The organism is Rhizobium leguminosarum (genome assembly GCF_010668065.1).
GTDB classification, from domain to species: Bacteria; Pseudomonadota; Alphaproteobacteria; order Rhizobiales; family Rhizobiaceae; genus Rhizobium; species Rhizobium leguminosarum_S.
Genome location: NZ_WUEN01000011.1, coordinates 85,726 through 111,534, shown reverse-complemented (window position 1 = coordinate 111,534; position 25,809 = coordinate 85,726). Strand labels below are relative to the sequence as shown.

Annotated in this window: 26 protein-coding genes; 11 read left to right on the top strand and 15 right to left on the bottom strand. The window is 63.0% G+C overall.

What is annotated here, in order from left to right:
* The first annotated feature begins 27 nt into the window (after positions 1–27).
* Genes GR198_RS25820 through GR198_RS25795 form a run of 6 tightly spaced genes read left to right on the top strand, consistent with a single transcriptional unit; the run spans position 28 to position 7,259 of the window.
* The gene (locus GR198_RS25820) at positions 28–1,014 is read left to right on the top strand and encodes a BMP family protein (RefSeq protein WP_029875371.1); all 987 of its coding nucleotides are present in this window, start codon (positions 28–30) and stop codon (positions 1,012–1,014) included.
* A gap of 8 nt (positions 1,015–1,022) precedes the next feature.
* Positions 1,023–2,435: an amidase gene (locus GR198_RS25815; protein ID WP_029875370.1), complete on the top strand. Its 1,413-nt coding sequence runs from the start codon at positions 1,023–1,025 to the stop codon at positions 2,433–2,435.
* Positions 2,432–3,964 (top strand): ABC transporter ATP-binding protein, encoded by a 1,533-nt coding sequence (locus GR198_RS25810; RefSeq protein WP_164069758.1) that lies wholly within the window; start codon positions 2,432–2,434, stop codon positions 3,962–3,964. The genes GR198_RS25815 and GR198_RS25810 overlap by 4 nt, the downstream gene beginning before the upstream one ends.
* A complete protein-coding gene (locus tag GR198_RS25805; RefSeq protein WP_029875368.1) occupies positions 3,954–5,003 on the top strand; it encodes an ABC transporter permease in 1,050 nt (349 codons plus the stop codon). Before GR198_RS25810 ends, GR198_RS25805 begins: the two co-directional genes overlap by 11 nt.
* Positions 5,000–5,944 carry an ABC transporter permease gene (locus tag GR198_RS25800; protein ID WP_029875367.1) on the top strand — a complete coding sequence of 315 codons (945 nt, stop codon included), beginning with the start codon at positions 5,000–5,002 and terminating at the stop codon, positions 5,942–5,944. Before GR198_RS25805 ends, GR198_RS25800 begins: the two co-directional genes overlap by 4 nt.
* Before the next feature lie 25 nt (positions 5,945–5,969).
* Positions 5,970–7,259, top strand: a complete 1,290-nt coding sequence (locus GR198_RS25795; RefSeq protein WP_029875366.1) for an amidohydrolase family protein — start codon at positions 5,970–5,972, stop codon at positions 7,257–7,259.
* 209 nt (positions 7,260–7,468) lie between these two features.
* On the opposite strand, the gene GR198_RS25790 is transcribed toward GR198_RS25795, so the two are convergent.
* Entirely contained in the window at positions 7,469–8,167 is a 699-nt protein-coding gene (locus tag GR198_RS25790) for a ribonuclease activity regulator RraA (RefSeq protein WP_029875365.1), read from the bottom strand.
* A gap of 27 nt (positions 8,168–8,194) precedes the next feature.
* Positions 8,195–8,980 (bottom strand): SDR family oxidoreductase, encoded by a 786-nt coding sequence (locus GR198_RS25785; protein WP_029875364.1) that lies wholly within the window; start codon positions 8,978–8,980, stop codon positions 8,195–8,197.
* A gap of 95 nt (positions 8,981–9,075) precedes the next feature.
* On the opposite strand from GR198_RS25785, the gene GR198_RS25780 reads away from it, so the two are divergent.
* Positions 9,076–9,948, top strand: a complete 873-nt coding sequence (locus tag GR198_RS25780) for a LysR family transcriptional regulator (protein ID WP_164069757.1) — start codon at positions 9,076–9,078, stop codon at positions 9,946–9,948.
* Between the two features lie 6 nt (positions 9,949–9,954).
* Here the strand turns inward: GR198_RS25780 and msrA are convergent, their stop codons facing one another.
* The gene (gene msrA, locus GR198_RS25775) at positions 9,955–10,464 is read right to left on the bottom strand and encodes a peptide-methionine (S)-S-oxide reductase MsrA (RefSeq protein WP_029875362.1); all 510 of its coding nucleotides are present in this window, start codon (positions 10,462–10,464) and stop codon (positions 9,955–9,957) included.
* A gap of 187 nt (positions 10,465–10,651) precedes the next feature.
* Between msrA and GR198_RS25770 the strand changes: the two genes are divergently transcribed.
* From GR198_RS25770 to GR198_RS25755, 4 genes are read left to right on the top strand one after another with little or no spacing between them, the layout of a single operon-like run.
* Positions 10,652–11,797 (top strand): extracellular solute-binding protein, encoded by a 1,146-nt coding sequence (locus GR198_RS25770; RefSeq protein WP_164069756.1) that lies wholly within the window; start codon positions 10,652–10,654, stop codon positions 11,795–11,797.
* Positions 11,797–12,687: an ABC transporter permease gene (locus GR198_RS25765; protein WP_027667153.1), complete on the top strand. Its 891-nt coding sequence runs from the start codon at positions 11,797–11,799 to the stop codon at positions 12,685–12,687. The genes GR198_RS25770 and GR198_RS25765 overlap by 1 nt, the downstream gene beginning before the upstream one ends.
* The gene (locus GR198_RS25760; protein ID WP_029875360.1) at positions 12,684–13,511 is read left to right on the top strand and encodes an ABC transporter permease; all 828 of its coding nucleotides are present in this window, start codon (positions 12,684–12,686) and stop codon (positions 13,509–13,511) included. Before GR198_RS25765 ends, GR198_RS25760 begins: the two co-directional genes overlap by 4 nt.
* A 31-nt stretch (positions 13,512–13,542) precedes the next feature.
* A complete protein-coding gene (locus GR198_RS25755; protein WP_029875359.1) occupies positions 13,543–14,619 on the top strand; it encodes an ABC transporter ATP-binding protein in 1,077 nt (358 codons plus the stop codon).
* A 28-nt stretch (positions 14,620–14,647) separates the two neighbouring features.
* On the opposite strand, the gene GR198_RS25750 is transcribed toward GR198_RS25755, so the two are convergent.
* The 12 genes from GR198_RS25750 to GR198_RS25695 all read right to left on the bottom strand — a co-directional run bounded on the left by GR198_RS25750 (position 14,648) and on the right by GR198_RS25695 (position 25,807).
* A complete protein-coding gene (locus GR198_RS25750) occupies positions 14,648–15,481 on the bottom strand; it encodes an inositol monophosphatase family protein (protein ID WP_029875358.1) in 834 nt (277 codons plus the stop codon).
* A 106-nt stretch (positions 15,482–15,587) separates the two neighbouring features.
* The gene (locus GR198_RS25745; RefSeq protein ID WP_029875357.1) at positions 15,588–16,481 is read right to left on the bottom strand and encodes a ribokinase; all 894 of its coding nucleotides are present in this window, start codon (positions 16,479–16,481) and stop codon (positions 15,588–15,590) included.
* Between the two features lie 127 nt (positions 16,482–16,608).
* Positions 16,609–17,256: a TenA family protein gene (locus tag GR198_RS25740; protein ID WP_029875356.1), complete on the bottom strand. Its 648-nt coding sequence runs from the start codon at positions 17,254–17,256 to the stop codon at positions 16,609–16,611.
* 2 nt (positions 17,257–17,258) lie between these two features.
* A complete protein-coding gene (locus tag GR198_RS25735) occupies positions 17,259–18,101 on the bottom strand; it encodes a BtpA/SgcQ family protein (protein ID WP_029875355.1) in 843 nt (280 codons plus the stop codon).
* A 34-nt stretch (positions 18,102–18,135) separates the two neighbouring features.
* Positions 18,136–18,909 (bottom strand): glutamine amidotransferase, encoded by a 774-nt coding sequence (locus GR198_RS25730; protein WP_029875354.1) that lies wholly within the window; start codon positions 18,907–18,909, stop codon positions 18,136–18,138.
* A 37-nt stretch (positions 18,910–18,946) separates the two neighbouring features.
* Positions 18,947–20,026, bottom strand: coding sequence for a phosphotriesterase family protein (locus tag GR198_RS25725; protein ID WP_029875353.1), 1,080 nt, complete (start codon positions 20,024–20,026; stop codon positions 18,947–18,949).
* Between the two features lie 4 nt (positions 20,027–20,030).
* Entirely contained in the window at positions 20,031–21,035 is a 1,005-nt protein-coding gene (locus GR198_RS25720) for an ABC transporter permease (protein WP_029875352.1), read from the bottom strand.
* On the bottom strand, positions 21,032–21,853 hold the full coding sequence (locus GR198_RS25715; protein WP_029875351.1) for an ATP-binding cassette domain-containing protein: 822 nt from the start codon (positions 21,851–21,853) through the stop codon (positions 21,032–21,034). The genes GR198_RS25720 and GR198_RS25715 overlap by 4 nt, the downstream gene beginning before the upstream one ends.
* On the bottom strand, positions 21,850–22,803 hold the full coding sequence (locus GR198_RS25710; RefSeq protein WP_029875350.1) for an ABC transporter substrate-binding protein: 954 nt from the start codon (positions 22,801–22,803) through the stop codon (positions 21,850–21,852). The genes GR198_RS25715 and GR198_RS25710 overlap by 4 nt, the downstream gene beginning before the upstream one ends.
* A gap of 38 nt (positions 22,804–22,841) precedes the next feature.
* Complete coding sequence (locus GR198_RS25705; RefSeq protein ID WP_029875349.1) at positions 22,842–23,864, bottom strand: LacI family DNA-binding transcriptional regulator; 1,023 nt, start codon at positions 23,862–23,864, stop codon at positions 22,842–22,844.
* Positions 23,865–23,997: 133 nt separating this feature from the next.
* The gene (locus GR198_RS25700) at positions 23,998–24,867 is read right to left on the bottom strand and encodes an ABC transporter permease (protein WP_029875348.1); all 870 of its coding nucleotides are present in this window, start codon (positions 24,865–24,867) and stop codon (positions 23,998–24,000) included.
* A gap of 10 nt (positions 24,868–24,877) precedes the next feature.
* On the bottom strand, positions 24,878–25,807 hold the full coding sequence (locus tag GR198_RS25695; protein WP_017957478.1) for an ABC transporter permease: 930 nt from the start codon (positions 25,805–25,807) through the stop codon (positions 24,878–24,880).
* Positions 25,808–25,809: the final 2 nt, after the last annotated feature.

The following is a 25,809-nucleotide window of genomic DNA, read 5'->3' as shown; positions in this document are numbered from 1 at the left end:
CCAAATGGTAAAAAAGGGGAACAATCAATGACCAAAGATATCCTGATTTCACGCCGGGCAGTGATCGCGTCCGGCATTGCGCTTGGGGTCAGCGGCTTTGCCCCGCTGGCAAGGGCGGCTGTGCCGCTGAAGGTTGCCGGCATTCATGCGTCGCCGGTCGAAAATGCCTGGAACTCCTGTCTGCACAAGGCCCTGCAGGACGCGGCCAAGGAAGGCGTGATCGAATATGTCTTCTCCGAAGGTGTCTCCGGCACCGATTATCCGCGCGCCATGCGCGAATATGCCGAACAGGGCAACAAGCTGATCATCGGCGAGGCCTATGCGGTGGAGAAAGAGGCCCGGCAGGTCGCGGCCGACTATCCCGATACCGCTTTCGTGCTGGGTTCGAGCGGCGAGCAGGCCGGCGACAATTTCGGCGTCTTCGGCACCTGGAACCATGACGGCGCCTATCTTGCCGGCATGCTGGCGGGCAAGATGACCAAGTCGAATGTCGTCGGGTCGGTCGGCGCCATTCCGATCCCAGAGGTCAACATGCTGATCAATGCGTTCGCGGCGGGCGTCAAGGCGGTCAACCCTGATGCAAAGCACCTCGTCTCGTTCATCGGCACCTTCTTCGATCCGCCGAAGGCCCGCGAAGCCGGCCTTGCCCAGATCGACGCCGGCGCCGATATCCTGTTCGGCGAGCGCATCGGTACTGCCGATGCCGCCAAGGAGCGCGGCATCAAGTCGGTCGGCTCGCTGATCGACTACACGCCGCGTTATCCCGATACGGTGTTTGCCAACGCCATGTGGTATTTCCGCCCGATCCTGGACGCTGCGATCGCCGATGTCGCTGCCGGAAAGCCTGTTGGAAGGAACTACACGTCCTACGGCCTGATGAAGGAAGGCGGCAGCGACATCGTCTTCGTGAAGGGCGTGGCGCCTGCTGAAGCCGAGGCTGCGATGGAGGCCAAGCGGGCGGAGATCAAGGCCGGCACCTTCGAAGTTCCGAAGATGATGGACGAGCCGAAGTAATTCGGCTGATGCGTGGCGATGCGACGGATCTGGCGGCAGCGATCAGGCATGGCAGCCTGAGCGCTGCGGAGGCGATGCAGGCTTCTCTTGAGGCAACTGCGCGGCGGGAGCCGCTCGGCGCCATCGCCTATCTCGATGCCGCCATGGGCTTCGCTTCGGCCGACGACCGCGACAGTGAGCGGCGGAGCGCGCCCGATCGCTTTGCCGCCAGGCCCTTTGCCGGCGTGCCGACCTTGGCGAAGGATCTTGGCGGCCCCTTTGCCGGGCTGCCGGTCACGGCCGGTTCCGGTCTTTTCGAAAGAAGGGGCGGCGAAGCGGATTCCGATCTGGCTGCCCGTTTCCGCGACGCCGGCTTTTGCCTCTTCGGCCTGACGACCAGCCCGGAATTCGGCCTGTCGCTCGCCAGCGAACCGGCGATCGGGCCTGTCTGTCGCAATCCCCTCGATCCCGCACGAACCGCGGGCGGCTCCTCCGGCGGTGCGGCGGCAGCGGTTGCCGCCGGGATCGTCGCGATTGCGCATGCCACCGATGCCGGTGGCTCGATCCGTGTGCCCGCCGCCTGCTGTGGCCTCGTCGGACTGAAGCCGACGCGCGGCGCTATCCCCGGCGGGCCATCCTTCGGCAACCACTTGGCCGGTATCGCGAGCGAACTCGCGGTCTGCCGCTCGGTTCGGGATACCGCGCTGATTTTCGACAGGCTGAGCGGCAAGTCGCGAGGACCTTTTCCCGACCCCTCCCCTGTCGATAGCGATAACGGCCGTTTGCGGATCGGCCTGCTTGCCGATACCGGATCGGCCTACCCGACAGACAACGTTCGGCTCGAAGCCGTGGAAGGTGCGGCCCGTGCGCTGGAGAGCGACGGACACGAAGTCGTTCCACTGGCCTGGGCCGACTTCGAATGGGCCGTCGCCGCCAGCGGTCGCGCCTTCGCCGATATCGTCTCCGTCAACCTCGCAGCACTCATGAAGGCGGCGGCTCTCGATGACAGCGGGCCTGAGCCTCTGACGCAGGCCTTTGCGGCGCGCGGACGGGCGCTTCCCGCGACATCGCTCTGGAACACGCTGAACAATGCCGTCCTGGTGAGCCGTAACCTCTGGACACTATTCGACCGGGTCGATTGCATCCTGATGCCGATGCTGTCTTCCGCGCCTCTTGTGATCGGCTCCTTTCCATCCGATCATGCCGACACGGATCTACATCTCGAGCGGATGACGGCATTTGCGCCGCTTGCCTGCCTCGCCAATATTTCGGGTTTTCCTGCATTGACACTGCCTTTCGGACAGGATGAGCATGCCATGCCGCTGCCGGTGCAGATCATGGCGCCGATGGGCCACGAGCCGCGTCTGCTGTCGCTTGCCGCCCGCCTGGAGGCCGAGGGGCAATGGCAGCATCGTTTCCCCGTCGCAGGACTGCCGTCATGACCGGGCCTGTGCTGGAAATTATCGGCGTCAGCAAGCGCTTCGGCGACAATCTCGCCAATGACGATATCTCGATGACGCTTGCAAAGGGTGAGGTCGTGGCCTTGCTCGGCGAAAACGGTGCCGGCAAGACCACACTGATGAGCATCCTCTTCGGCCACTACATGCCGGACGCCGGCCGCATTCTGATCGAGGGCACGGAGGTACCGCAGGGCAAGCCGCGCGCAGCGATCCGCGCCGGCGTCGGCATGGTGCATCAGCATTTCTCGCTCGCGCCCAATCTGACCGTTCTCGAAAATGTCATGACCGGCACGGAAAGACTGTGGTCCTGGCGCTCGGGAACGTCAGCGGCACGGAAGAAGCTGCTCACAATTTCCGAACGTTTCGGCCTCAAGGTCGATCCGGATGCCCGCCTTGGCGACCTGTCGGTCGGCGAACAGCAGCGCGTCGAGATCCTCAAGGCGCTCTATAACGATGCCCGCATCCTGATCCTCGACGAGCCGACGGCGGTGCTGACCAATATCGAGGCCGAACGGCTGTTCACGACGCTGAAGGAAATGGCCCGCCAGGGCCTGTCGTTGATCTTCATCTCGCACAAGCTCGACGAGGTCATGGCGGCGGCCGACCGCATCGTCGTGCTGCGCGGCGGCAAGATGGTCGCCGAACGCAAGGCGTCGGACACCAGCAAGGCGGAACTCGCCGAACTGATGGTCGGCCGCCGTGTGACGCGGCCCGTGCGCGAGCCGTCGACACCCGGTGCCGTCGCCCTTGAAGCGGCCGATGTGACGGTGCGCACCGGCGGCATCGATCGGCTGAAATCGATCAGCTTCAGGCTGCACCAGGGCGAGATCCTCGGCATCATCGGCGTTTCGGGCAATGGCCAGGCTGCACTGGCGCATCTTCTCTCCGGCACGCTGTCACACAGCGCCGGCGACCTGCTGCTGTTCGGGGAAGCCATCGGCAATCTTAGTGTTTCCGATGTCGTCGACGCCGGCATCGGCCGCATTCCCGAGGACCGCAACGAGGAGGGCGTGATCGGCGAAATGGCGATCTGGGAAAACGCCGTGCTGGAGCGCATCGCCTCGCCTGCCTTTTCGCGCCATGGCCTCGTCAACCGCAAGGCGGGCATGGCCTTTGCGAGCGAAATTATCGACGGCTTCGATGTCCGCGGCGGCGGGCCAGCGATCCGCACCCGGCTGCTCTCCGGCGGCAATATGCAAAAGCTCATTCTCGGCCGCAACCTGCATCGGCGGCCGCGCATCCTGATTGCCGCGCAACCGGCGCGCGGTCTCGACGAAGGGGCCGTGGCCGCCGTGCACGCGCGCCTGCTCGAAGCCCGCCGGCAGGGTACCGCCGTGCTGCTGATCTCGGAAGACCTCGACGAGGTGATCGCGCTTGCCGATCGCATACAGGCAATCGTCGGCGGCCGCCTGTCCCCGCCCGTCGCGGCCGAAAGCGCCGATGCCCGCAGGCTGGGGCTGATGATGGCCGGCGAATGGCAGGAGAACCCAGAGGTCGACCATGCGATTTGAGCGCCGCGAGCACCGTCCGCTTTACCTGCTGATCGTCACGCCTGTGATCGCGGTGATCGCAGCGCTGGCGCTGGCCGGCATCCTGATATCAATCGCCGGCGCGCCTGTTATCGATGCCTATTGGCGCATCCTGACCGGCGCCTTCGGCTCGCGGCTGTCGGCGACCGAAACGCTGACGCGGGCAACGCCGCTGATGCTGACGGGGCTTGCCGCCGCCGTCGCCTTCCGGGCGCGGCTCTGGAATATCGGTGCGGAGGGCCAGTTCTATCTCGGCGCCATCGCCGTTGCAGCGGCGAGCTCGAAACTGCTCGGCAATCTTCCCGCCCCCATTCTCATTCCGCTGCTGCTGCTGGTCGGCGCCATTGCTGGCATGGTGCTGATCCTGATCCCGCTCTGGCTCCGGCTGCGCTTCTCCGTCGATGAGGTCGTCACCAGCCTGCTCTTGAATTTCATCGCCGTGCTTTTCGTCTCGATGCTGATCGACGGCATCCTCAAGGACCCGCTCGCCTTTGGCTGGCCGCAGTCGCAATCCGTCAGCGATCATGCCATGCTGCCGAAGCTGATCGCCCGCTCGCGCCTGCATATCGGCTTTGTGATCGCGATCGGGCTGGCAGTCATCGTCCATTTCGTCCAATCTCGCACCGTGTTCGGCATGCAGTCGCGCGCCGCGGGCCTCAATCCCGGTGGGGCCGTCTTCGCCGGCGTCCCGCTCGGCAGAACGCTGGTGAAGGTCGCCTGCCTTTCGGGCGGGCTTGCAGGGTTGGCGGGGGCGATCGAGGTGATGGGCGTCAAGGGTTATGTGACGACCGATCTGTCGCCCGGCTTCGGCTATGCGGGTATTGTTGTCGCCATGCTCGCCAACCTCAATCCACTCGGCGTCGTCTTCGCCGCCATTTTCACCGCCACCATGTTCGTGGGCGCGGATGGCATGAGCCGGGGCCTCGGCATACCCACCTATATCGCCGATGTCACGGTGGCGCTGTCGCTGCTGACGATGCTGATTGCCTTATTCTTCACCCAATACAGGATCCGGCGATGATGCAGCTCTTCGACATCATCGCTTCCGCCGGGCTCTGGGCGGCAATTCTGCGGATCGCCACGCCGCTGATTTTCGGCACGCTCGGCGCATTACTCTGCGAACGGGCGGGTGTGCTCAATCTCGGCATCGAAGGCATCATGACCTTCGGTGCGATGATCGGCTGGCTTTCCGTCTATCATGGGGCCGATCTCTGGACCGGCCTGCTGATTGCGGCGGTGGCCGGCGGCGTCTTCGGCCTGTTGCATGCGGGCCTGACGGTGACGCTCGGCCTCTCCCAGCATGTCTCCGGTCTCGGCGTCACATTGTTTGCCTCGAGCTTCAGCTATTATGTCTTCCGGCTGATCGTGCCGCTTGCCAATACCCCGCCCACCATCGTGCCGTTCCAACCGATCGCGATACCTGGTCTTTCGACGCTGCCTTTCATCGGGCCAGCCTTCTTCACGCAGACGGCGCCCACCTATCTCGCGATCATGATCGCCCTGCTGATGGCCTACATCATCTTCCGCACGCCAGTCGGGCTTGCAATCCGCATGACTGGCGAAAACCCGCATGCGGCGGAAGCCCAGGGCGTCAATCCGATGAAGGTGCGTTATGGCGCGGTCATCATGGGAAGCGCGCTGATGGGAATGGGCGGCGCTTTCCTGACTTTGTCGGCGTTCAACAGCTTCTTTCCGACCATGGTGCAGGGGCGCGGCTGGATCTGCATCGCGCTCGTCGTCTTCGCCTCCTGGCGGCCCGGCCGCGCACTGTTCGGCGCCCTGCTCTTTGCCTTCTTCGACGCCTTCCAGCTTCGGCTGCAAACCGCGCTGAGCGGGCTCGTGCCCTACCAGCTCTTTCTGATGACGCCCTATATCCTTTCCATTGCCGCCCTTGCCGTCATGGCCCGCCGCGCCCGCGTTCCGCAGGCGCTGATGCAGCCCTATCGGCGCGGCGAACGCTGAACCACTTCTGTCCAATGAGGCTCCGATGTTCGATCTGATCGTCAGAAATGCAAATCTCCCCGATGGCCGAAAGGGGATCGATATCGGTATCCAGGGCGGCAAGATCCTCGCTGTCGAGCCTAATCTCCAGGCGCAGGCAGGAGAAGAGATCGACGCGACCGGCCGGCTGGTCAGCCCGCCCTTCGTCGATCCGCATTTCCATATGGACGCCACGCTGTCGCTCGGCCTGCCGCGCATGAACGTGTCCGGTACCCTGCTCGAGGGCATCGCGCTCTGGGGAGAGCTGCGCCCGATCGTGACGAAGGAGGAACTGGTCGATCGCGCGCTGCGCTATTGCGATCTGGCGGTCACGCAGGGCCTGCTCTTCATCCGCAGCCATGTCGATACCAGTGATCCCAGGCTTGTGACCGTCGAGGCGATGATCGAGGTTCGCGAGAAGGTCGCGCCCTATATCGATCTGCAGCTGGTCGCCTTCCCCCAGGACGGTTACTACCGCTCGCCGGGCGCGATCGATGCGCTCAACCGCGCCCTCGACATGGGCGTCGATATCGTCGGCGGCATTCCCCACTTCGAACGGACGATGGGCGAAGGTACGGCGTCGGTCGAGGCGCTCTGCCGGATCGCCGCCGATCGCGGCCTGCCTGTTGATATCCATTGCGACGAAACCGACGATCCGCTCTCGCGCCATATCGAGACGCTGGCTGCCGAAACCATCCGCTTCGGCTTGCAGGGGCGCGTCGCCGGCTCGCATCTGACCTCGATGCATTCGATGGACAATTATTATGTTTCCAAGCTCATTCCGCTGATGGCGGAGGCCGAGATCAACGTCATCCCCAATCCGCTGATCAACATCATGCTGCAGGGCCGGCATGACACCTATCCGAAACGCCGCGGCATGACCCGCGTGCGCGAGCTGATGGATGCCGGGCTCAACGTTTCCTTCGGGCACGACTGCGTCATGGACCCCTGGTATTCGATGGGATCGGGCGACATGCTGGAGGTCGGCCATATGGCAATCCACGTCGCCCAGATGGCCGGCATCGACGACAAGAAGAGGATCTTCGACGCGCTGACCGTCAATTCTGCGAAGACGATGGGTCTTGCGGGTTACGGTCTCGAAAAGGGATGCAACGCCGACTTCGTCATCCTTCAGGCCTGCGACACGCTGGAAGCACTGCGGCTAAAGCCCAACCGGCTGGCGGTGATCCGCCGCGGCAAGGTCATCGCCCGCTCGGCGCCGCGCATCGGTGAGCTTTTCCTGGACGGGCGCCCGGCGCGGATCGATGGCGGGTTGGATTATGTGCCTCGGTATTGAACGGCGGCGGAAGCTTTCCGGCTTATCGCAGGAGCTTTAGATCGGTCAGCAAAAAGGGTCGCAAAGCTGCGACCCGTCTGACTGTTGACCAAATCGGCCAACTCCACTTTCGTCATGCTCGGGCTTGTCCCGAGGATCTACTGCCGGCTCAGCAGATATTCGGCACAAGGCCGAGGTTGACGCCGAATAGAGAACGCCCTCCCCGGAGTCTACTTCTTCGAGGCCTCGTAAAGCGCCTTTGTTTCGGCGTTCATCGGGTACAGGCCGGGCAGCGATACGCCTTCATCGATCCTGGTCATGATCCAGGCTTCCATGCGCTCCTGTTCCGGCGCTTCCGCCAGCACGGCGTCGAGCAGATCGGCGGGGATCAGCACTGCGCCGTCCTGGTCGACGACGATGATGTCGTCAGGAAAGACTGCAACCCCGCCGCAGCCGATCGGTTGCTGCCAGGCGACGAAGGTGAGGCCGGCGACCGAGGGGGGTGCTGCGACGCCGCTGCACCAGACCGGCAGGTTGGCATCAAGCACGCCGGCAAGGTCGCGCACGACGCCGTCGGTGACGAGTGCGGCAACGCCTCGCTTCTGCATGCGGGCGCAGAGAATATCGCCGAAGATGCCGGCATCGGTAACGCCCATCGCATCGACGACGGCGACACAGCCCTCCGGCATCGCCTCGATCGCGGCGCGGGTCGAGATCGGCGAAGCCCAGGATGCCGGCGTCGCCAGATCTTCGCGAGCCGGCACGAAGCGCAGGGTGAAGGCCGGACCGACGATGCGCGGCTGGCCGGGCTTCAGGGGAACGGCGCCGCGGATCCAGACGTTCCGCAGGCCCTTCTTCAGAAGAACGGTCGTCAGGGTCGCCGTCGAGACGGTCTTGAGGGTTGCTATCGCTTCAGCGCTGAGGGCCATCGGTATTCGGTTCCAATTCGGTTTCTGTCAGATGCTCTGGATCATGCCGCCATCGACGCGGATTACCGATCCGGTGAGATAGGAGGCAGGTTCGCTTGCCAGGAAGGTGACGACATTGCCATATTCTTCCGGCCGGCCATAGCGGCCGAGCGGAATGCTGCCGGTGCTTTCTGCGACGACGTCATCGATGGAGCGGTTTTCGCGTTTGGCCTTCTGCTCGTCGAGGAAGGTGATGCGGCCGGTGGCGATCCGGCCCGGCAGGACGATGTTGACGGTGATGCCGTCGCGCCCGACCTCACGCGCCAGCGTTTTCGACCAGCCGACCAATGACAGGCGCAGCGCATTCGAGATGCCGAGATTGGGGATCGGCGCGACCACGCCCGACGAGGTCGAGGTGACGATGCGCCCCCATTTGCGCGCCCGCATCTCAGGCAGCACGCGATCGGTAATGGCGATGACGGAGAGCACCATGCTCTGGAAATACTGGTTCCATAGCATCGGATCCTGGCCGGAGACGGTGGTTGGCGGCGGGCCGCCGGTATTGTTGACGAGGATATCGACCGGTCCGAACTGCTGTTCGATTGCAGCGACATGCGCATCGATCGAACCGAGATCGGAAAGGTCCCATTGCAGAGCCAGTGCCTTGCCGCCTTCGGATTCGATTGCCGCCGTGGTCTTCTCAGCGGCGGCGAGATCGATATCCGCCGCGGCAATTCTGGCGCCTTCGCGCGCAAGCTTGACGGCAATCGCGCTGCCCAATCCGCCGCCGGCGCCGAGCACCAGGGCCGTCTTGTCCTTCAGGCCGAAATCCATTCCATCCGTCTCCTCAATGATCGGCCATCTTTCGGAGCAATGGACTATAAATAAAATATGGCTTCTGCTTCGTTCAAGAGATAGAAAAACTATCGATGGATACGCGTTTTCTCGAAACCTTCATTGTCGTTGCCGAGCGGCACTCGCTGGCGGAGGCCGCCCAGCGGCTGAACCTCACGCCCGCCGCTGTTGCCCAGCGTATCCGCGCATTGGAGGCCGAGCTCGGGGTGCGACTGCTGGTGCGCTCCGGCCGTGTCATGCGGCCGACGGAAGCCGGTTTTGCCATTCTCGAACGTTGCCGGGATCTGGTGCGCGATACACGCGACCTGAAGGCGATGGCCGGTACCGCGACGATTTCGGGCGAGATGCGGATCGGGGCGATCAATACGGCGCTGACCGGTCTCGTTCCCGGCATTCTCCACCGCCTTGCGCAGGACTATCCGCTGATCGAAATCTTCCTCAAGCCGGGCGCGTCGATGGATCTCTATGCCGAGGTTCTGAACGGCACGCTGGACGCAGCCTTCATCATCGAACCGCGATTTCCGATGCAGAAGACGCTGACCTTCAACAAGCTGCGCCAGGAACCCCTGGTGCTGATCGCGCCGCGGGACTGCGAAGGCGCGGATCCGCTCGAACTGCTGCAGACCCTGCCCTTCATCCGCTACGACCGCAACCAGTGGGGTGGTCACATCGCCGACGAATATCTGCGCGAGATCGGCATCCGCCCGGTCGAGCGTTATGAGCTCGACGCGCTGGAGGCGATCGCGGTGATGGTAGATCGCGGTCTCGGGATCTCGATCGTGCCTGATTGGGCGCCGCCCTGGCCGGGGGGATTAGATATCGTCAAGCTGCCCCTGCCCCGCTCGTCCGCCGTGCGCACGGTCGTCATCGTGGTGACGCGATCCTCGCCACGGGCAAATCTCGTCGCCGCGCTTCTGGAAACCAGCCGCGCGGCGATGGAGCTCTGATCAATTTCAGGCGATCTTCTGGCGGACCGGCAGTTTCCAGCCGGGCCGGACGAAATGGCAGGTATAGCCGTTCGGAATCCGCTCCAGATAATCCTGGTGTTCGGGTTCGGCCTCCCAGAAATCGCTGACCGGCACGACTTCGGTGACAACCTTGCCGGGCCACAGGCCTGATGCATCGACATCGGCGATCGTATCCCTGGCGACGCGCTCCTGCTCAGGGGTGACGTAGAAGATCGCCGAGCGGTAGCTCAAGCCAACATCATTACCCTGGCGGTTGCGCGTGCTCGGGTCGTGGATCTGGAAGAAGAATTCGAGGATTTCCCGATAGCTGATCCTTGCGGGGTCGAAGACGATCTCGATCGCCTCGGCATGGGTTCCGTGGTTGCGGTAGGTGGCATTCGGCACATCTCCGCCGCTATAGCCGACGCGGGTCGAAATCACACCCTTGTATCGGCGGATGAGGTCCTGCATGCCCCAGAAGCAACCACCGGCGAGGACTGCACGTTCTTCGGTCATTGGATATCTCCTTTTCCGCAAGAGATAGTGTCTCCTGCCGCCGATTTCCACACGGCGCAATTAGCACAGCTGTGCAATTTCCCTGCCGAGACGCCCGATCCTGTCATGTCGATGTTACGCGCCGGCGCTAGCAAGGCCTTGGACAATCCTGCGGAGGCTGAGCCTCGACACCTGATGGAGACGGGTTATGAATAGACGCGAATTTCTGATCACATCGTCGGCTGCAGCCGGTCTGCTGGCTCTTCCGCGTTTCGCATCGGCTGCGGCCGGCACGATCGACCTCTACAGCGGTTCGGATGCCAACATCGTCGACCTCTGGAACAACACCATCCGCCCGGCCTTCGAAAAGGCGCATCCGGGTGTCGCCCTGAAGGTGACCGATGCCGGCGACAATAATGGCCTGCGCGCCATCGCCGACCGTGCGCTCGCCGCGCTGAAGACGAAGACCGATCCGCAGGCCGACCTTTTCGAGCAGTTCGATCCGCGCCTGCCGTCCGGCGGCATCGATGCCGGCCTCTGGGTCAAGTTCTCCGGCGAGAACATCGAAGGCTACGACCATATCAACCCGCTTGCCTTCGATACCCCATACTCCCTTCCCTATCGCGGTTCGCAGGTGCTTCTCGCTTACGACACGACCAAGCTCGATCCGAAGGATGCGCCGAAGAGCTGGGATCAGCTCACCACCTGGATCAAGGCCAATCCGGGCCAGTTCATCTACAACCGTCCCGACAAGGGCGGTTCGGGCGGAAATTTCGTCCGCCGCGCGATCCATGAAGCGAACGGCCGCGATCCGAAGAAGTTCAAGATCGACAATTTCACCGCCGATTTCGCCACTGAGACGCTGACGCCGGCCTGGAAGATCCTCAACGACCTCGCCCCGGCGCTCTATGACAGGGGCGCCTATACGGCCGGCAACACCCAGTCGATCCAGCTGCTCGCCCAGGGCGTCGTCACCATGGTGCCGGTCTGGTCGGACCAGGTGCTGCAGGCAATCTCCCAGGGCGTACTGCCTGATACGACCGGCTTGGTGCAGCTTAGCGATCTTGCCCTTTGCGGCGGCTTCTCCAGCATCACCGTCTTCTCGAACGGCGCCAACAAGGATGCGGCCCTGAAGCTTGCCGCATTCATGCTGACGAAGGAAATGCAGGAAGCGATCATCACCGGGATCGGCGGTTTCCCTGCCGTCTCCTGGGACCACATCTCCGACGATCTCCGCAAGAAATATGCCGACGTCATTCCGGCGACCATCCCGACCTTCCCGGGTGGCGATTGGGAAAAGGCGATCGCTGACGGCTGGTATCGCAACGTTGCTCCGGGCATCAGCCGCACCTGATGTCCACCGATACTGCGCCGGCGGTTCTGCGCCGTCACCGGTCCATCAACAGGGGGAGCTCTATCGGGCTCCTCCTCGTTGCCCTGCCGGTCCTCCTGCTCGCATGGCTGATCGTCTTTCCGATCTTTTCGGCGGTCGTCGGCACGATCTTCGTTCGAGGCCCTGACGGCGCGACGGAATTCTCGCTTGCCTCCTACCGCTTCTTCTTCACCGACAGCTACAGCCTCGGCAATTTGTGGCTGACGCTCTGGACCACCGCCGTCTGCGGCATTCTGCTTCTGGCGATCGGCCTTCCGATCGCGCTTTACCTGCGGTTCTCGCAAGGGCGTCTTGCCGCCTATGTGCAGGCTCTTGCGATCTTCCCGATGTTCGTGCCGTCGATCATCCTTGCCTATGCACTGATCAGGACGATCGGGCCGAACGGCACCGTCGACCTGTTGCTGAATGCCGTAAGCCTGCCGAAGCTGCGAACGCCCTATCTGACGCCGTGGGGACCGGTCATCGGCCTCGTCTGGGACAATCTTCCCTTGACGGTGCTGATGCTGACGGCCGGGCTTTCCTCCGTTTCGAACAGCTCTATCGAGGCCGCACGCGATGTTGGCGCAGGCCCGCTCCGGGTGTTCATCGCGATCATTCTGCCGCGCATGGGCAATTCCCTGCTGGTGACGGCGTCCTTCGCCGTCCTCGGCATCTTCTCCGCCTTCACCCTGCCCTATGTGCTCGGCTCCGCATCGCCGGAGATGATGGGGCCGTTCATGCAGCGCACCTTCGCCGACATGAACGACCCGCTGAACGCCATGACCCAGGCCGTCATCACATTCGGCTTCTGCCTAGTCTTCGGTATCTTCTATATCAGGTCGATCGCCCGCAACCGCGAGGCCCAGCCATGAGTGCCGGTAGATCGGGAACGGATCTTCGCTTCGACTGGATCGGCCTGCTCTTCGCGTGCCTGCTGACGCTGTTCATCGCGCTGCCGCTGATCGTCGTCGGAACATGGGCCTTCACCGAGGTCTGGCGTTATCCATCGGTAATCCCGCAGCAATTCGGCCTGCGTTTCTGGGGCCAGACGCTGGCGCGTCCGGATGTCTGGGACGCTCTCTTCCTCAGCCTGCGGCTGACGACAACGGTGACCATTCTTTCCGCCGTGATCTGCCTTCCCGCTGCTTATGCTTTCGCGCGCATGCGCTTTCCCGGCAGGAACATCCTGTTCCTGTCGTTTCTCGCATCGCATGCCTTTCCGAAATTCGGCCTGCTCGTTGCCATTGCCGGTATCTTCCTGCAGCTCGGCCTGATCAGCACTTTCTGGGGCGTTGTGCTGATCCAGCTCGTCGGCACGCTGATGCTGATGATCTGGATTCCGGTCGCAGCCTTCCAGAATGTCGACCGGCGCATGGAAGAGGCGGCGCGCGATGCCGGCGCAACCCCGCTGCGCGTCTTCTGGTCGATCACCCTGCCGCAGGCCGGACCCACGATCGCAGCCGCACTGCTTTTGACCTTCGTCGGCACCTTCTACGAGACCGAAGGTGCCTGGCTGATCGGCGCGCCTCAGATCCGCACCATGCCGGTGCTGATGATCAGCTTCATCAACAACCAGATCGTCGTGCAATACGGCGCCGTACTGTCAGTCATGTTGTGGGTGCCGTCCTTCATCGCGCTGATGTTTGCCCGCCGCGTGATCGGCACCGGCGCATTCGCACGAGGCTTCGGCGCATGAGGCGCGTACCAGTTCAAGGAAGGGTTTGAGAATGGCACATCTTTCGATCGAGGGCGTTTCGAAGCTGTTCGGGACCACCTTTGCCGTTCGCGACTTCTCGCTCGAAGTGGGCGACGGCGAACTCGTCTGCCTGCTTGGCCCATCCGGTTCCGGCAAGTCGACGCTTCTCAGGATGATCGGCGGCTTCGAGCGCCCGAGCGGCGGAACGATCCGCATCGACGCGAAGGATGTGACGACGCTGCCGCCCGAGCGACGCCCGACCGGTATGGTATTCCAGAGCCATGCGCTCTGGACGCACATGGATGTCTTCAACAACATCGCCTTCGGCCTGAAGCTCCGCCGGCTGCCGAAATCCGAAATCCGTGAGCGTGTCGCGGATGCGCTTGCGCTGGTCGGCCTTGCCGACTACGGCCGCCGGATGACGACGCAACTGTCAGGCGGTCAGCAGCAGCGCGTCGCGCTTGCCCGCTCGCTGGTGCTTGAGCCGAAGATCCTTCTGCTCGACGAGCCCTTCGCCAGCCTCGACCAGCACTTACGAGAAAGGCTGCGGGAGGAAGTGCGCGATATTCAGCAGCGCCTCGGCATCACCACGCTCTTCGTCACCCATGGCCAGGACGAGGCCTTAGCGCTCGCCGACCGCATCGTCGTCATGCGCGACGGGTGCACCGAACAGATCGCGCCGCCGAGCACCATCTACCGGCAGCCGCAGACGGCCTTCGTCGCCGGTTTCATCGGCTCGATGAATTTTGTCCAGAGTCAGACCAGAAACGGCGTCTGCGAACATCCGCTCTTCCCGCTTGCGGTTCCTGTCGAGGATGGGCCGGTGACGCTGGCCGCCCGCCCGGAAGCGTTGACGATCCGTTCCTCGGGCCGGGTCGATGCTGCGACAGTCCATCGCATCGTCGATTTCGGCACCCATAAGATGGTCGATGTCGATCTTGCCGACGGCACCCGCCTGAAGGCGATGGTGGCGCCGGACGATCGGATCCGGGCCGGGATGAGAGTCGAGCCGAGTTTCGCCGGCTTTTTCGTCTTCCGCGACAACGAGCTCGTCCATCAGTCGACGCCGGCAAAGGGCGATACCGAGGTCGAGCTGTTGCCAGTCTAGGCAGCCGGCTTCTATCGGGCGCGCCCGTTCACGCCTTACTCTGGAAGCCTTCGAGCAACCAGGGATGCAGCGCCTTGCTGGCGGCCAGGATATCGCTCTTTCCGACAACCTTAGCGCCGGAAAAACGGGTGACGATGCCGCCCGCCTCTTCGACCAGTAGCGCCGAGGCGCCGAAATCATGGATCGCGAGCCCGTCTTCGAAGAATCCGTCCAGCCGGCCGCAAGCGACATAGGCGATCGACAGCGCCGCCGAGCCGAGGCGGCGCACACCCGCCGTATTGGCCATCAGGCGTTTGATCGCATCGAAATAGACCTCTTCCGGAACCGCCTTGACCTGGCCGGGGATCGGCAGGCCGGCGCCGACGAGCACGTTCTCGATGTCGCCGACATTGGCGCAGCGGATGCGTTCGCCGTTCAGATAGGCGCCGCCGCCGATCTCGGCGCTGAACAGCTCGTCCTGCATGGCGTCATAGACGACGCCCATGACGAGCCTGCCGCTTTCGACGATCGAGATCGTCATGCCGAAATGCGGGATGCCCCAGGCGTAATTGGTCGTGCCGTCGATCGGGTCGATGTAGATAACAGGCGTTTCCGGACCCGCCGTGCGGTTGCCGACGGCTTCCTCGCCCTGAATGGCATAGTCCGGGAAGGCCTTCGCCATCTCGTCGACGATGATCCGCTCGACGGCGACATCGATTTCGGTCTGATAGTCGCGCGGCGCCTTGGCGAGCATTTCCTGGGACGTGCGCCGCCTCAGGGAGCCGCGGGCCGTTTCGCCCGCCTTCAATACCGTTTCGGCAAGCACGACAAGGCGGGACGAGGCGGTCGGGGAAAGACGCGCGGAAGTCGGGGAAGATGTCATGAGAAAAGTCCGGATGCTGCTGATATGATGGAGTGAATCGCGAGGAGCCCATCCCTTCGCAGAGGCTGATGATGGTTTTATGAAGCTGCACGCTACACCGAGCCGGCTATCTCAGGATCGCTTCAAGCTCGGAAATGGTCGGAAATGCCTTTCTTGTTCCATGTCTTGAGACGGTGATGGCTGCGGCTGCAACTGCGTGTTCGATGGCTAGCCTGTCCAGCCGCTGCCCGCGCAGCGCGCAGGATGCAAGTGCTGCGGCCATGAAGGTATCGCCTGCGCCCGTTGTATCCACAACATCGCAGACCTCGGCAGGCACTTCGATGCTATCGTGCCGGTTCACGAGCGTCGCGCCGTCGCCGCCCAGCGTCAGGACGATTTCGCGCGGCCCGCGGCTCAGCAGATATTCGGCAGCATCCCTGCCTGTTGTCCCGGTCAGGGTCTGCGCCTCGCCCTTGTTGAGGAAGGCGATGTCGATCAGATCCCAGAGATCGGAGAAATAGGCGCGCACCGGCGAGGGATTGAAGGCGGTGACCATGCCGATCGCTCTTGCATGTTCGAGAATGTCGCGGGTCGTCTGGTCGGACAGATTGCCCTGCAGCATCATGAAATCGCCGCGACCGGCCGTCGACAGGATCTGCCTGACATCGGACAGGGACAGGCTCTGCGCCGATTCCGTCGTCGTGACGATGGCATTCTCGCCGCCCGGCAGCCGGAAGATGATCGAGACGTCGCTCGATGCATCTTCCATTTCGATCAGTTCGCTCCGAAGCGGCTCGTCCGCGAGGTAATGGCGTATCGTATCGGCCCTCGCATCCTTGCCGACAGGCGCCACCAGCGTTGTCGGAACGCCGCAGCGGGCCATGACGACCGCCTGGTTCGTGCCCTTGCCGCCGAGATCGCTGCCCCCGGCTTTGCCCAGGATGGAGGCACCGATGAGGGGAAGTTCGGAAACGGCGATGGTTTCGTCGATGGCGACGTTACCGATTATGTAGGCGCGCATGCATCCGCTTTCGCAAGGTGGAGCTTAGAACGGTTCAGCTTTTCATGAAAGCGCAGAACCGTTCTAACCTTTTGTTTTTACGCAATTCCGGACGGAAAAACCGCTTCGCACTTTTCCTGGAATTGCTCTAGAGGTAAGGCGCATCGTGAAAATCGATCTCGAGCTGCATCGCCCGGCCGAAGATCGCGCTGAGCCGCGCCTTTTCATCCTCTTCCAGCGTTTCTCCTGTCATGTCGAGTTCATTCTTCAGCCATTGCGCCTGGGCGGCGAAATTCGGATCGACATGCAGGTCGACCCATTCTTTCAAGAGGGGATCGCTGATTGGGCAACTGGCCGCTTCCTTCGACCAGGTCCAATACATCCACTCGGCCGCAAACATCGCCGCGACCGTATCGAGGAAGCCGCCCTGGCGGGCGATCTCCAGCATGCCGGCGCGAAAGGCCTCGACCTCCGCGATGCCGGTGTCGAAGGATGAGGGATCGATGCCGCGGCTGGCGAAGGTACGCTCGAAATAGGCGATCTGCTCGTTGGCAAGCGCGTCGAGAACCGCGATCAGCCAGCGCTTCTGTGGCATCGTCCCGGCGGTCGCCGCCGCATAGGCAAAGATCGAGATAGCGCTGTCGACGAAGGCGCCTTCATAGACGAGATAACGCTCGAAAGCCTCCTTGCTCAGCCTGTCGTTCTTGACGTCCTCGACGAAGCGGTGGGCAAGCATCGTCCGGAAGACGGCGTTGTTCTCGCGCAGGATGCGGTCTGAAAGGCTCTCTTCTGCCATGCTCAACCCTCCAGTCCAGGTTCGGCCGCCGCCCGGAAGGCGCGCACCCGCTCGATATCGACGGGGTTCCACCAGACGCCGCCATGCTTCAGCGAGGAAGCGACGATGACGCCATTGGTGCGGCTCAGAATATCGACGATATTGTCCTTGTTGACGCCGGAGCCGACGAGCAGCGGCAGGTGCGTCGCCGCGCCGATCTCCTCGATCTCCTCCATCGTTGCCGAATTGCCGGTCCGCTGGCCGGTGGCGATAACGCCGTCGGCATCGAAGAACGCAAGGTCGCGCGTCAGCTCCTGGATCGAGCGGTCGGCGACGATAGCGTGGCTGCCATGCTTGACGTGGCTGTCGGCAAAGACCTTGATGTGCTCGGCCCTCAGCAGCGAGCGATAGCGCATGGCTTCGGCGGCCCTGCCCTCCATGAAACCTTCATTGGCGACATAGGCATTGGCCCATTGATTGACGCGGATGAATTTGGCGCCACCGGCCATGGCGATGGCGAAGGCCGGGATCGGCGCGTTGGCCAGCACGTTGACGCCAAGCGGAATGCCGGCCGCGCGCGCGATCCGGTCGGTGACGACAGACATGAAGCCGGTCGTCTCGGGGCCGATATCCTCGGGCTTCGAAAACGGCACGTCGCCGTGATTTTCGATGATCAGGCCATGCAGGCCGCCTTCCACGCAAGCTTCGGCGTCGCGCATGCAGGCGTCGTAGATCGCATCCATCGCAGCCCCCCGGTAGCGCGGCGCGCCCGGAAAGGCCGGGCAATGGATCATGCCGATCAGAACCTTGTCCCTGCCGAAAATATCCCTGATGGCGTTGGACGGCCTGTCCGAAATTTCCTGCATGTCATTCCCCTTTTCAATTCCGTGCGCGGTAAACTCACGCCTGCTTTTCGGTGAGCCAGCCGAGGATGTTCTTCCAGAGCTTGCCGTAGCCTTCCCATTCGCAGAAGGCGGGCGAGAGCCAGTGCGGGCCGATATCCGATGTCCAGGCTGCCGTCCGGCCAGCGCCGTGCGTGCCGACGACGAGCAGCGGGTGGCCGCCCTGATCCTCGGGCAGGCGCGCGACGACCTCGACATCGGCACGATCGCGCACTTCGACTTCGTTGACGCCGAGAAGCACCGGCCAGACGCCTTCGAGGCCCTGCATCGTCGGATGCTCAGGCTTCATCACCTCGGCAACGGTTCCCTCAGGGATTTCGACGCGGTCGTCATAAGGCAGGCACGTGACCGGCAGCGTGTCTTCGACGGCTGTACGCCGCCAGCGCGCCTTGCCGTCGATGCCCTGGAAGGAGAAATAGCCGCCGACCATCAGCAGACCGCCGCCCTTCTCCACCCAGGCCTTCAGGAGCTTCAAACGGTTCGGCACGGTGCGCGAATGCAGCCACACATCCGGCGGCAGCAGCAGCGAGTTGGCGCCGATATCGGAGAGGATGATGGCGTCATAGGCATCGAGCCCCGCCATATCGAATGGGAATTTCTCCACCGCCTCATGCGCCGGCATATAGGTGAGTTCGAAGGCGCTGCCGGCGAGCGCCTTGACCAGCGGTTCGGCGCCGAGATGGAAGGTGACGCTGCCGAACTGGTCGAAGCCTTTGTAATGCGTGGCCGAGCTGACCCAGCTCTCGCCGACAAGGAGGATTTTCTTGGTCATGGTCTGCGTTTACCTGTGATCGATTGAATGGATAGAGCTAGGCTCTGGCGTCAAAGACGCGTCGGGGATTGCCGCGCATCATCTCGTCGAGAACCGTCGTGTCGAGGCCGTGCCGCTCCAGACGGGGAAGGAAGTGGCGGAGGATGTAGGCGTAGCCGTTGCCGCCGTAATGCGTCAGCATCATCTTCAGAAAGACGTCGTGCGACAGGAGAATCCGGTCGAGATAGCCGGCCTCGACGAGACGGACGATCGCACGCGCCGCCTCCTCGTCGCTCGGGCACTGCACCTGCTGGTCGGCATAGAAGAAATCCATGCCGATCATGTCATATTCGATGAAGGCGCCACGCTCCGCCAGCTCGCTCTGATAGGCAATGTCGTCATGCGATGGGTTCATGTGGCAAAGCACGGTGTGACGGAGATCCGCCCCCTCTTCCGCCACCACGTCGAGCACGCGGTGGCCGAGACGGAACCAGCCTGGCAGATGCACCATCAGGGGAAGTCCGGTCAGCACCTGCGCCCGCGCAGCGCCGCGCAGCGATTTCTCCTCCTCGGCGGTGAAATCCGAGGAGACACCGATCTCGCCGATCAGGCCGATCCTGACACCGGTGCTATCGACGCCTTCCCTTGCCTCGCGGACAATTTCGCCCGCGATGTCATCGACGCTCATCGCGGCGACGCCTTCCGGATGCGAGGAGCCGAGATAATAGCCCGCCCCCATCACGATATTGAGGCCTGACGCTTCGGAGATACGTTTCAGTGCCAGCGGATCGCGGCCGATGCCCTTGCAGGTCGGCTCCACCACGGTGCGCCCGCCCGCCGTTGCGAAATCCTTGAGTTCGGCCACCGCCAGATGTTCGTCATCCAGTGTGATATTGTGCTTGTTGACGAAGGGGTCCTGCCGGAGTTCGCCGAGGATCTCCATGCAGACGAAGCTTTCGGCGAGATATTGCCGTTCCGGCGTCTTCGGCGCGTGCCACCAGCAGCGGCAGTCGTTGAGGATATGCTCGTGCATCAGCGTCACGCCGAGCGCATCCGCCGAAACGGGGCCGGTAACGGTCATCACCTTGCCGGAGCGGACATGCGCTTCGGACAGGCTTTCTGCTGTCTGTTCGCTCATCGCTTCATCCTTTCCTGCCCAGCCGGAAATGGAAATTGGCCGTGAAGATGCGCGTGTTCAGCCAGATGGCGACGAGGATGATGGCGCCGGTGACGATCTGGGTGAAGAACGGCGATATATGCATCAGGATCAGGCCGTTGCCGATGACGGCGATGGTCAGCGTGCCGAGCACGGTGCCGAGGATGGTGCCGCGTCCGCCCATCAGCGACGTTCCGCCGAGCACGACAGCGGCGATTACCTGCAGCTCGAAGCCGACCGCGGCATTGGACGAACCGGAGCCGAGGCGAGCGGCGATCAGCAGGCCGGCGACGGCGCAGGCGATGCCGGAGATGATATAGACCGAGGCGATGATCCATTTGGCGGGCATGCCGACACGCCGGGCCGCCTCTGCATTGGAGCCGACCGCCACGACCTGGCGGCCATATTTGGTCGCGGTGATGACGACGTAACCGAGAATGGCGATGACGACGGCAATGACCGCAGGGATCGGGAAGCTGAGGATTTCGCCCCGGCCGAGCGCGAAGAAGCCCGGCGCATCCTTGATCGGAATGGAATAGCCCTGGGTCAGATAGAGCGCCAGACCGCGCAGGATCGAGAGGCCGGCAAGTGTGACGATGAAGGCCGGGATGCCCTGATAGGCGGTAAACCAGCCCTGAACCAGCCCCATGAAGCCGCCGAGCACGAGCATACCGATGACCACAGACGGCCAGGGAACACCCATCGCCATGACGATCGCCGCCACCGCGTTGACGAGGGCGACCTGCGAGCCGACCGAAAGATCGATGCCGCCGGTAATGATGACGAAGGTCATGGCGATGGCGACGATCAGGATGGGGGCCGCCTGCCTGATGATGTTCAGGATGTTGCCGAGCGTGAAGAAGGTTTCGCTGCCGATCGAGAAGAAGATCATGCAGGCCAGGAAGAAGATGGCGATCGACAGGACCTGTGCGTGTTCGCCGAAGAAATCGGCGACGCGCGAGCCGTGACCGCGTTCCGTATAAGCCGTCATTGTCTGGCTCCTTCACCGACGATCAGCCTGACGAGATCTTCGAGATTGGTGCTGCCGATCTGCCGTTCGGCCACCTTCGTGCCCTCGTACATCACCGCGATACGGTCGCAGACCCGGAAGAGATCCTGCAGCCGGTGGGTAATGAGGATCACCGAGACCCCGTTTGCCTTGACGCGGTTGATCAGGGCCAGAACCGCTTCGACCTCGGCGACGGCAAGCGCCGATGTCGGCTCGTCCATGATCAGCACCTTGGGCTTGAAGGAGGCGGCGCGTGCAATGGCGATCGCCTGACGCTGCCCGCCGGAGAGCTGGGCAACCTTGCCGGTCAGCCTCGGGATGCGGATCTCAAGCGAATCCAGCATCTTGCGCGCTTCGGACAACATCGTCCTGGTGTCGAGAAACGGTCCGCGGCTGAGCTCGCGGCCGAGGAAGAGATTGCCGACGACATCGATATGATCGCAGAGGCTGAGATCCTGGAACACCATTTCGATGTTGCGCCCACGCGCATCCGCGGGGCCGGAGAAGCGAACTTCTTCGCCTTCCATCGTGATCGTGCCGGCATCGGGAATGTAGGTTCCCGAGATGATCTTGGTCAGCGTCGACTTGCCTGCGGCATTGTCACCGACGAGACCCAGGCATTCGCCCGGGAAGATGTCGAGATCGACGCCGCGTAGCGCCTGATGCGAGCCGAAGGACTTACGGATGCCGCGCAGCGAGATGCGCGGGTCGGATCGGGTGCTGCCGGATGTTCCGGTTCCGGAGGGTGCGACCCCTCCGGAACCGGCGACAGCGATATCATGCTGTCCGTTGCCGATCATTTGAAGACGGCCCGGTACGGCTCGACATTCTCCTTGGTCACGATGGTGATCGGCACCGAGATCGTCTTGGTGACGGCCTCGCCGGCCGAGGCCTTGACGAGCGCGTCGACGGCAGCACCGCCCATTGCGGACGGATCCTGCTGGACGACGGCGACGACGAAGCCGGCATCGATGCCGGCAATGGCTTCGGCGGTCAGATCCCAGCCGAACACCTTGATCTTGTCCTGCTTGCCCTGGCTCTGGACGGCGGCGATCGCCCCCATCAGGGCCGGCTCGCCGGTGGCGTAGATTGCGGTCAGGTCAGGATTGGCGGTGATCAGGTTTTCAGCTGCCGCAAGAGCGTTGTCCTGGATGTTCTGGCCGTCGACGACGCCGGCCATCTCAATGCCGTCGACGCCTTTCAGGGTCTTCTCGAAGCCATCCTGGCGGATGTTCTGGATGAACGAGTTCAGCGCGCCGACGACGCCGAGCTTGGCCTTGCCGCCCATGTTCGCCTTGACGTAGTCGACGAAGTATTTGCCCATGTCGGCGCCGGCTGCGGCATTGTCCACACCGATCTGCGCCTTCTGCGGGCCATCAGGCAGGATGGCGTCGATGGCGACGACGGGAATGCCGGCATCGGCCGCCTGCTTGACCGCCGGCATGATGCCGTTGACGTCGATCGCCACGACGGCAAGACCGGAGACCTTTTCCTGGACGTAGGTTTCGATCGCGCTGTTTTGAGCGGTCGTCTCGTTGTTGGCGTTGAAGATCACCAGCTTGACGCCGGCAGCGTCGGCCGCCTTCTGGGCGCCCTCATTCATCTGATTGAAGAAAAGCGCCTGCTGGTTGATCTGCACCAGTGCGACGGTCTTCTTTTCCTGCGCCTGAGCGCCGGTGAGGCCGATGAAGGTCAATGCCGTAAAGCCGGCGGCTGCGATCATCGTTCGTCTTGTCAAATTCAATGTCATGTTCTCATCCTCTTTTGGTTTTTTGACGTTGCTGATTATTATTTCGCAGGCGGCGCAACGGAGTTCCGCACCACGATTTCGACAGGCAGGAGTTCTTCCGAGGCGGATGGTTTCCACTCGTGCCAATTGGTTTCCAGAAGCAGTTCCAGCGACCGCCTTCCGATCTCACGCACCGGCTGACGGATGGCGGTCAGCGGCGGCGCAAAGAGATGAAGCGGACCGACATCGTCGAAGCCGATGACCGAGATGTCGCCGGGGATCGAGACGCCTCGGCTTCTGAAGACCTCGACAAGCCCGATGGCGATCTCGTCGGAGCTGGCAAAGATCGCCATCGCCTTTCGGTCGCCGGAGAGATAGTCGAGCGCCGCCGCACGGCCGTATTCGATCGTATATTCGCCGGCATAACGATCGGCCCGGGCTTCGCCGCCATGCCGTTCCCTGAGCGCCTTCAGCAGGCCGTCATAACGCCTGCGGGCGCTGATCATGCGCTCGTCGCCGCCGATGAAGAGGACATGGCGATGGCCTTGCTCAGCCAGATGCTGGCCGGCGAGATAACCGCCCTGCTCATTGTCGCAGAACAGCTTTGGCGCCTTTGAATCGGGAATGTCCTCGTCGACGATGATGACCTTGCCGCTGCCGTTGATCAGCGCGGCAAGCGCGCCATCATCGGGATGGTTGGTGACAAAGATCAGGCCGTCGACGTGATTGCGCTCGATCAGCTGCAGATATTCGATCTCGCGTCCCGGCCGGTTGAGCGTGGCGTGCAAGGAGACCGCGAGCTTCTTTTCATCGGCCGCCTGCTCGACGGCGGCGACCAGCGTCGCGAAGAAGGGATTGGCGATATCGGGCACGACGAGGCCGATCGTGTCCGAGCGCCCCCTGCTTAACCGCCGCGCATGCGGGTTCGGCCGGTAGTTCAGCGTCTTGATCGCATCCTCGATGCGCTTCTTGGTCTGAAAGGGAAGATCGAGACTGCCGTTGACGAAACGCGACACCGTGGTGACCGACACGCCGGCGGCCGCCGCAACATCCTTCAGGCTCGGTGTCGTTCCCTTGGCCATTGACTGAACCCTTTGTAAAGCGGTTTAGTAAACCGCTTTACAAGACAATATCGATTGCTCGCTATTGTCAACAGCAATGAACGTGCAGGATCTGTTTTTCTTGCCAGCCGATCGAAGCTCGACCGGCAGGCGGTCAGCCGATCGTCGGGTCGAGCTTGTCGCGCAGCCAGTCGCCGGTGATGCTGATCGACAGCGTCGTCAGCATGATGACGAAGGACGGCGCCAGCATGATCCAGGGCGCGCGGGTCAGATATTCGCGCCCGTAGCCGACCATGTTGCCGAGGCTGGTCATCGGCGGCTGCACGCCGAGGCCGAGGAAGGAAAGGCTGCTTTCCATCAGGATGATTTCGGGGAAAGTCAGCGTCATCGAGACGATCAGCGTCGAGGCGATGTTCGGCAGGATATGCTTGAGATAGACGTGGGCCGGCTTGGCGCCGAGCTGCGTGACGGCGGCGGCATAACCCTGGCCACTGGCGGCGATGGCAAGGCCGCGGGCGATGCGCGCATAGCGTTCCCAGCCGTAGAAGCCCATCAGGCAGATGAGCAACGGCAGCGAACTACCGAAGAAGGCGAGCACGGCAAGTGCCATGATGAGGAAGGGCATGGCCGCTTGGAAATCGGCAAGCATGACGACGAGCTGCTCGACGACGCCGCGAAAATAAGCGGCGAGAAAGCCGAGCGTCGTGCCGACGAAGGCCGAGATCAGCGTTGCGCCGAAGGCGATCAGCAGCGAGATGCGGATCGACACGATGAGGCGGGAGAGAACATCGCGGCCGAGTTCGTCCGTTCCGAGCCAATGCGCGGCATTGCCGGGCAGTGACAGCCGGTTCTTCAGGTCGAAGGCGGTGATATTGTAGGGCCGGATCCAGTCGGCCGTCAGCGCGATCAGGATCACGACGGCGATCCAGGCGAAGCCGATGATCACGAAAGCGGGCACGCCGCGCTTCTTCTTCTCGCGCACTTCGTGGATGACGGTCGCCGGTTGAGCAGAGATATTTGTCATGGTTCGCTCCCTAATGCCTTGCCTGGTTGCTGCGCAGACGCGGGTCGAGATAGCCGTAAAGGATGTCGACGACGAAATTCGAAAACACCATGGTCGCCGCCACCAACAGCAGGATGCACTGGACGACGGCGAGATCGCGGTTGGAGACGGCGACGACGAGAAGCCGGCCGACGCCGGGCCAGGAGAACAGCGATTCCACCACGACGGCGCCGGCGATCAGCGTGCCGACCATGAAGCCGGCGATCGTCACGATCGGGATCGCCGCATTCGGCAGCGCATGGCCCCAGACGACGTTTCGCCAGGCAGTGCCTTTGGCGCTGGCCGTACGAATATAGGGCTGGCCAAGCACCTCGATCATCGCGCTTCGGGCAAAGCGGGCAAGAATGCCTGCACCACCAATGCTCATGGTGATGATCGGCAGAATGGCATGCATCCAGCTGTCCTGGCCGCCCGACGGCAGCAGGCCGAGCGTGACTGAGAAGATCAGCACCAGCACGAGGCCGAGCACGAAGCTCGGCATGGTGAAGCCGACCACCGCGCTCGCCATGACGGCGCGGTCGGTCGAGCTGTCGCGGTGGAGGGCGGCGTAGACGCCGGCCGGAATGCCGATCACGAGCTTAAGGATGAGGGCTGGGATCGTCAGCTCCAACGTTGCCGGAATGCGGTCGAGCACGAGCTGGATTGCGGATTGGCCGTCGCGCATCGAGATACCGAGATCGCCGCGGGCGATCGCGCCGAAATAGCGCAGATACTGCACCCAGATCGGCTGATCGAGACCCCAGGCGGCACGGAAGGCGCGGATCGCTTCCGGCGGCGCTTCCGGACCCATGATCGTCAGGGCCGGATCGCCGGAAAGGCGCAGGACGACGAAGGCGAAGGTCACCACCAGCACGATGGTCATCAGCGCGCGGAACGCCCTTATCAGGAAGAAACGGATCATGG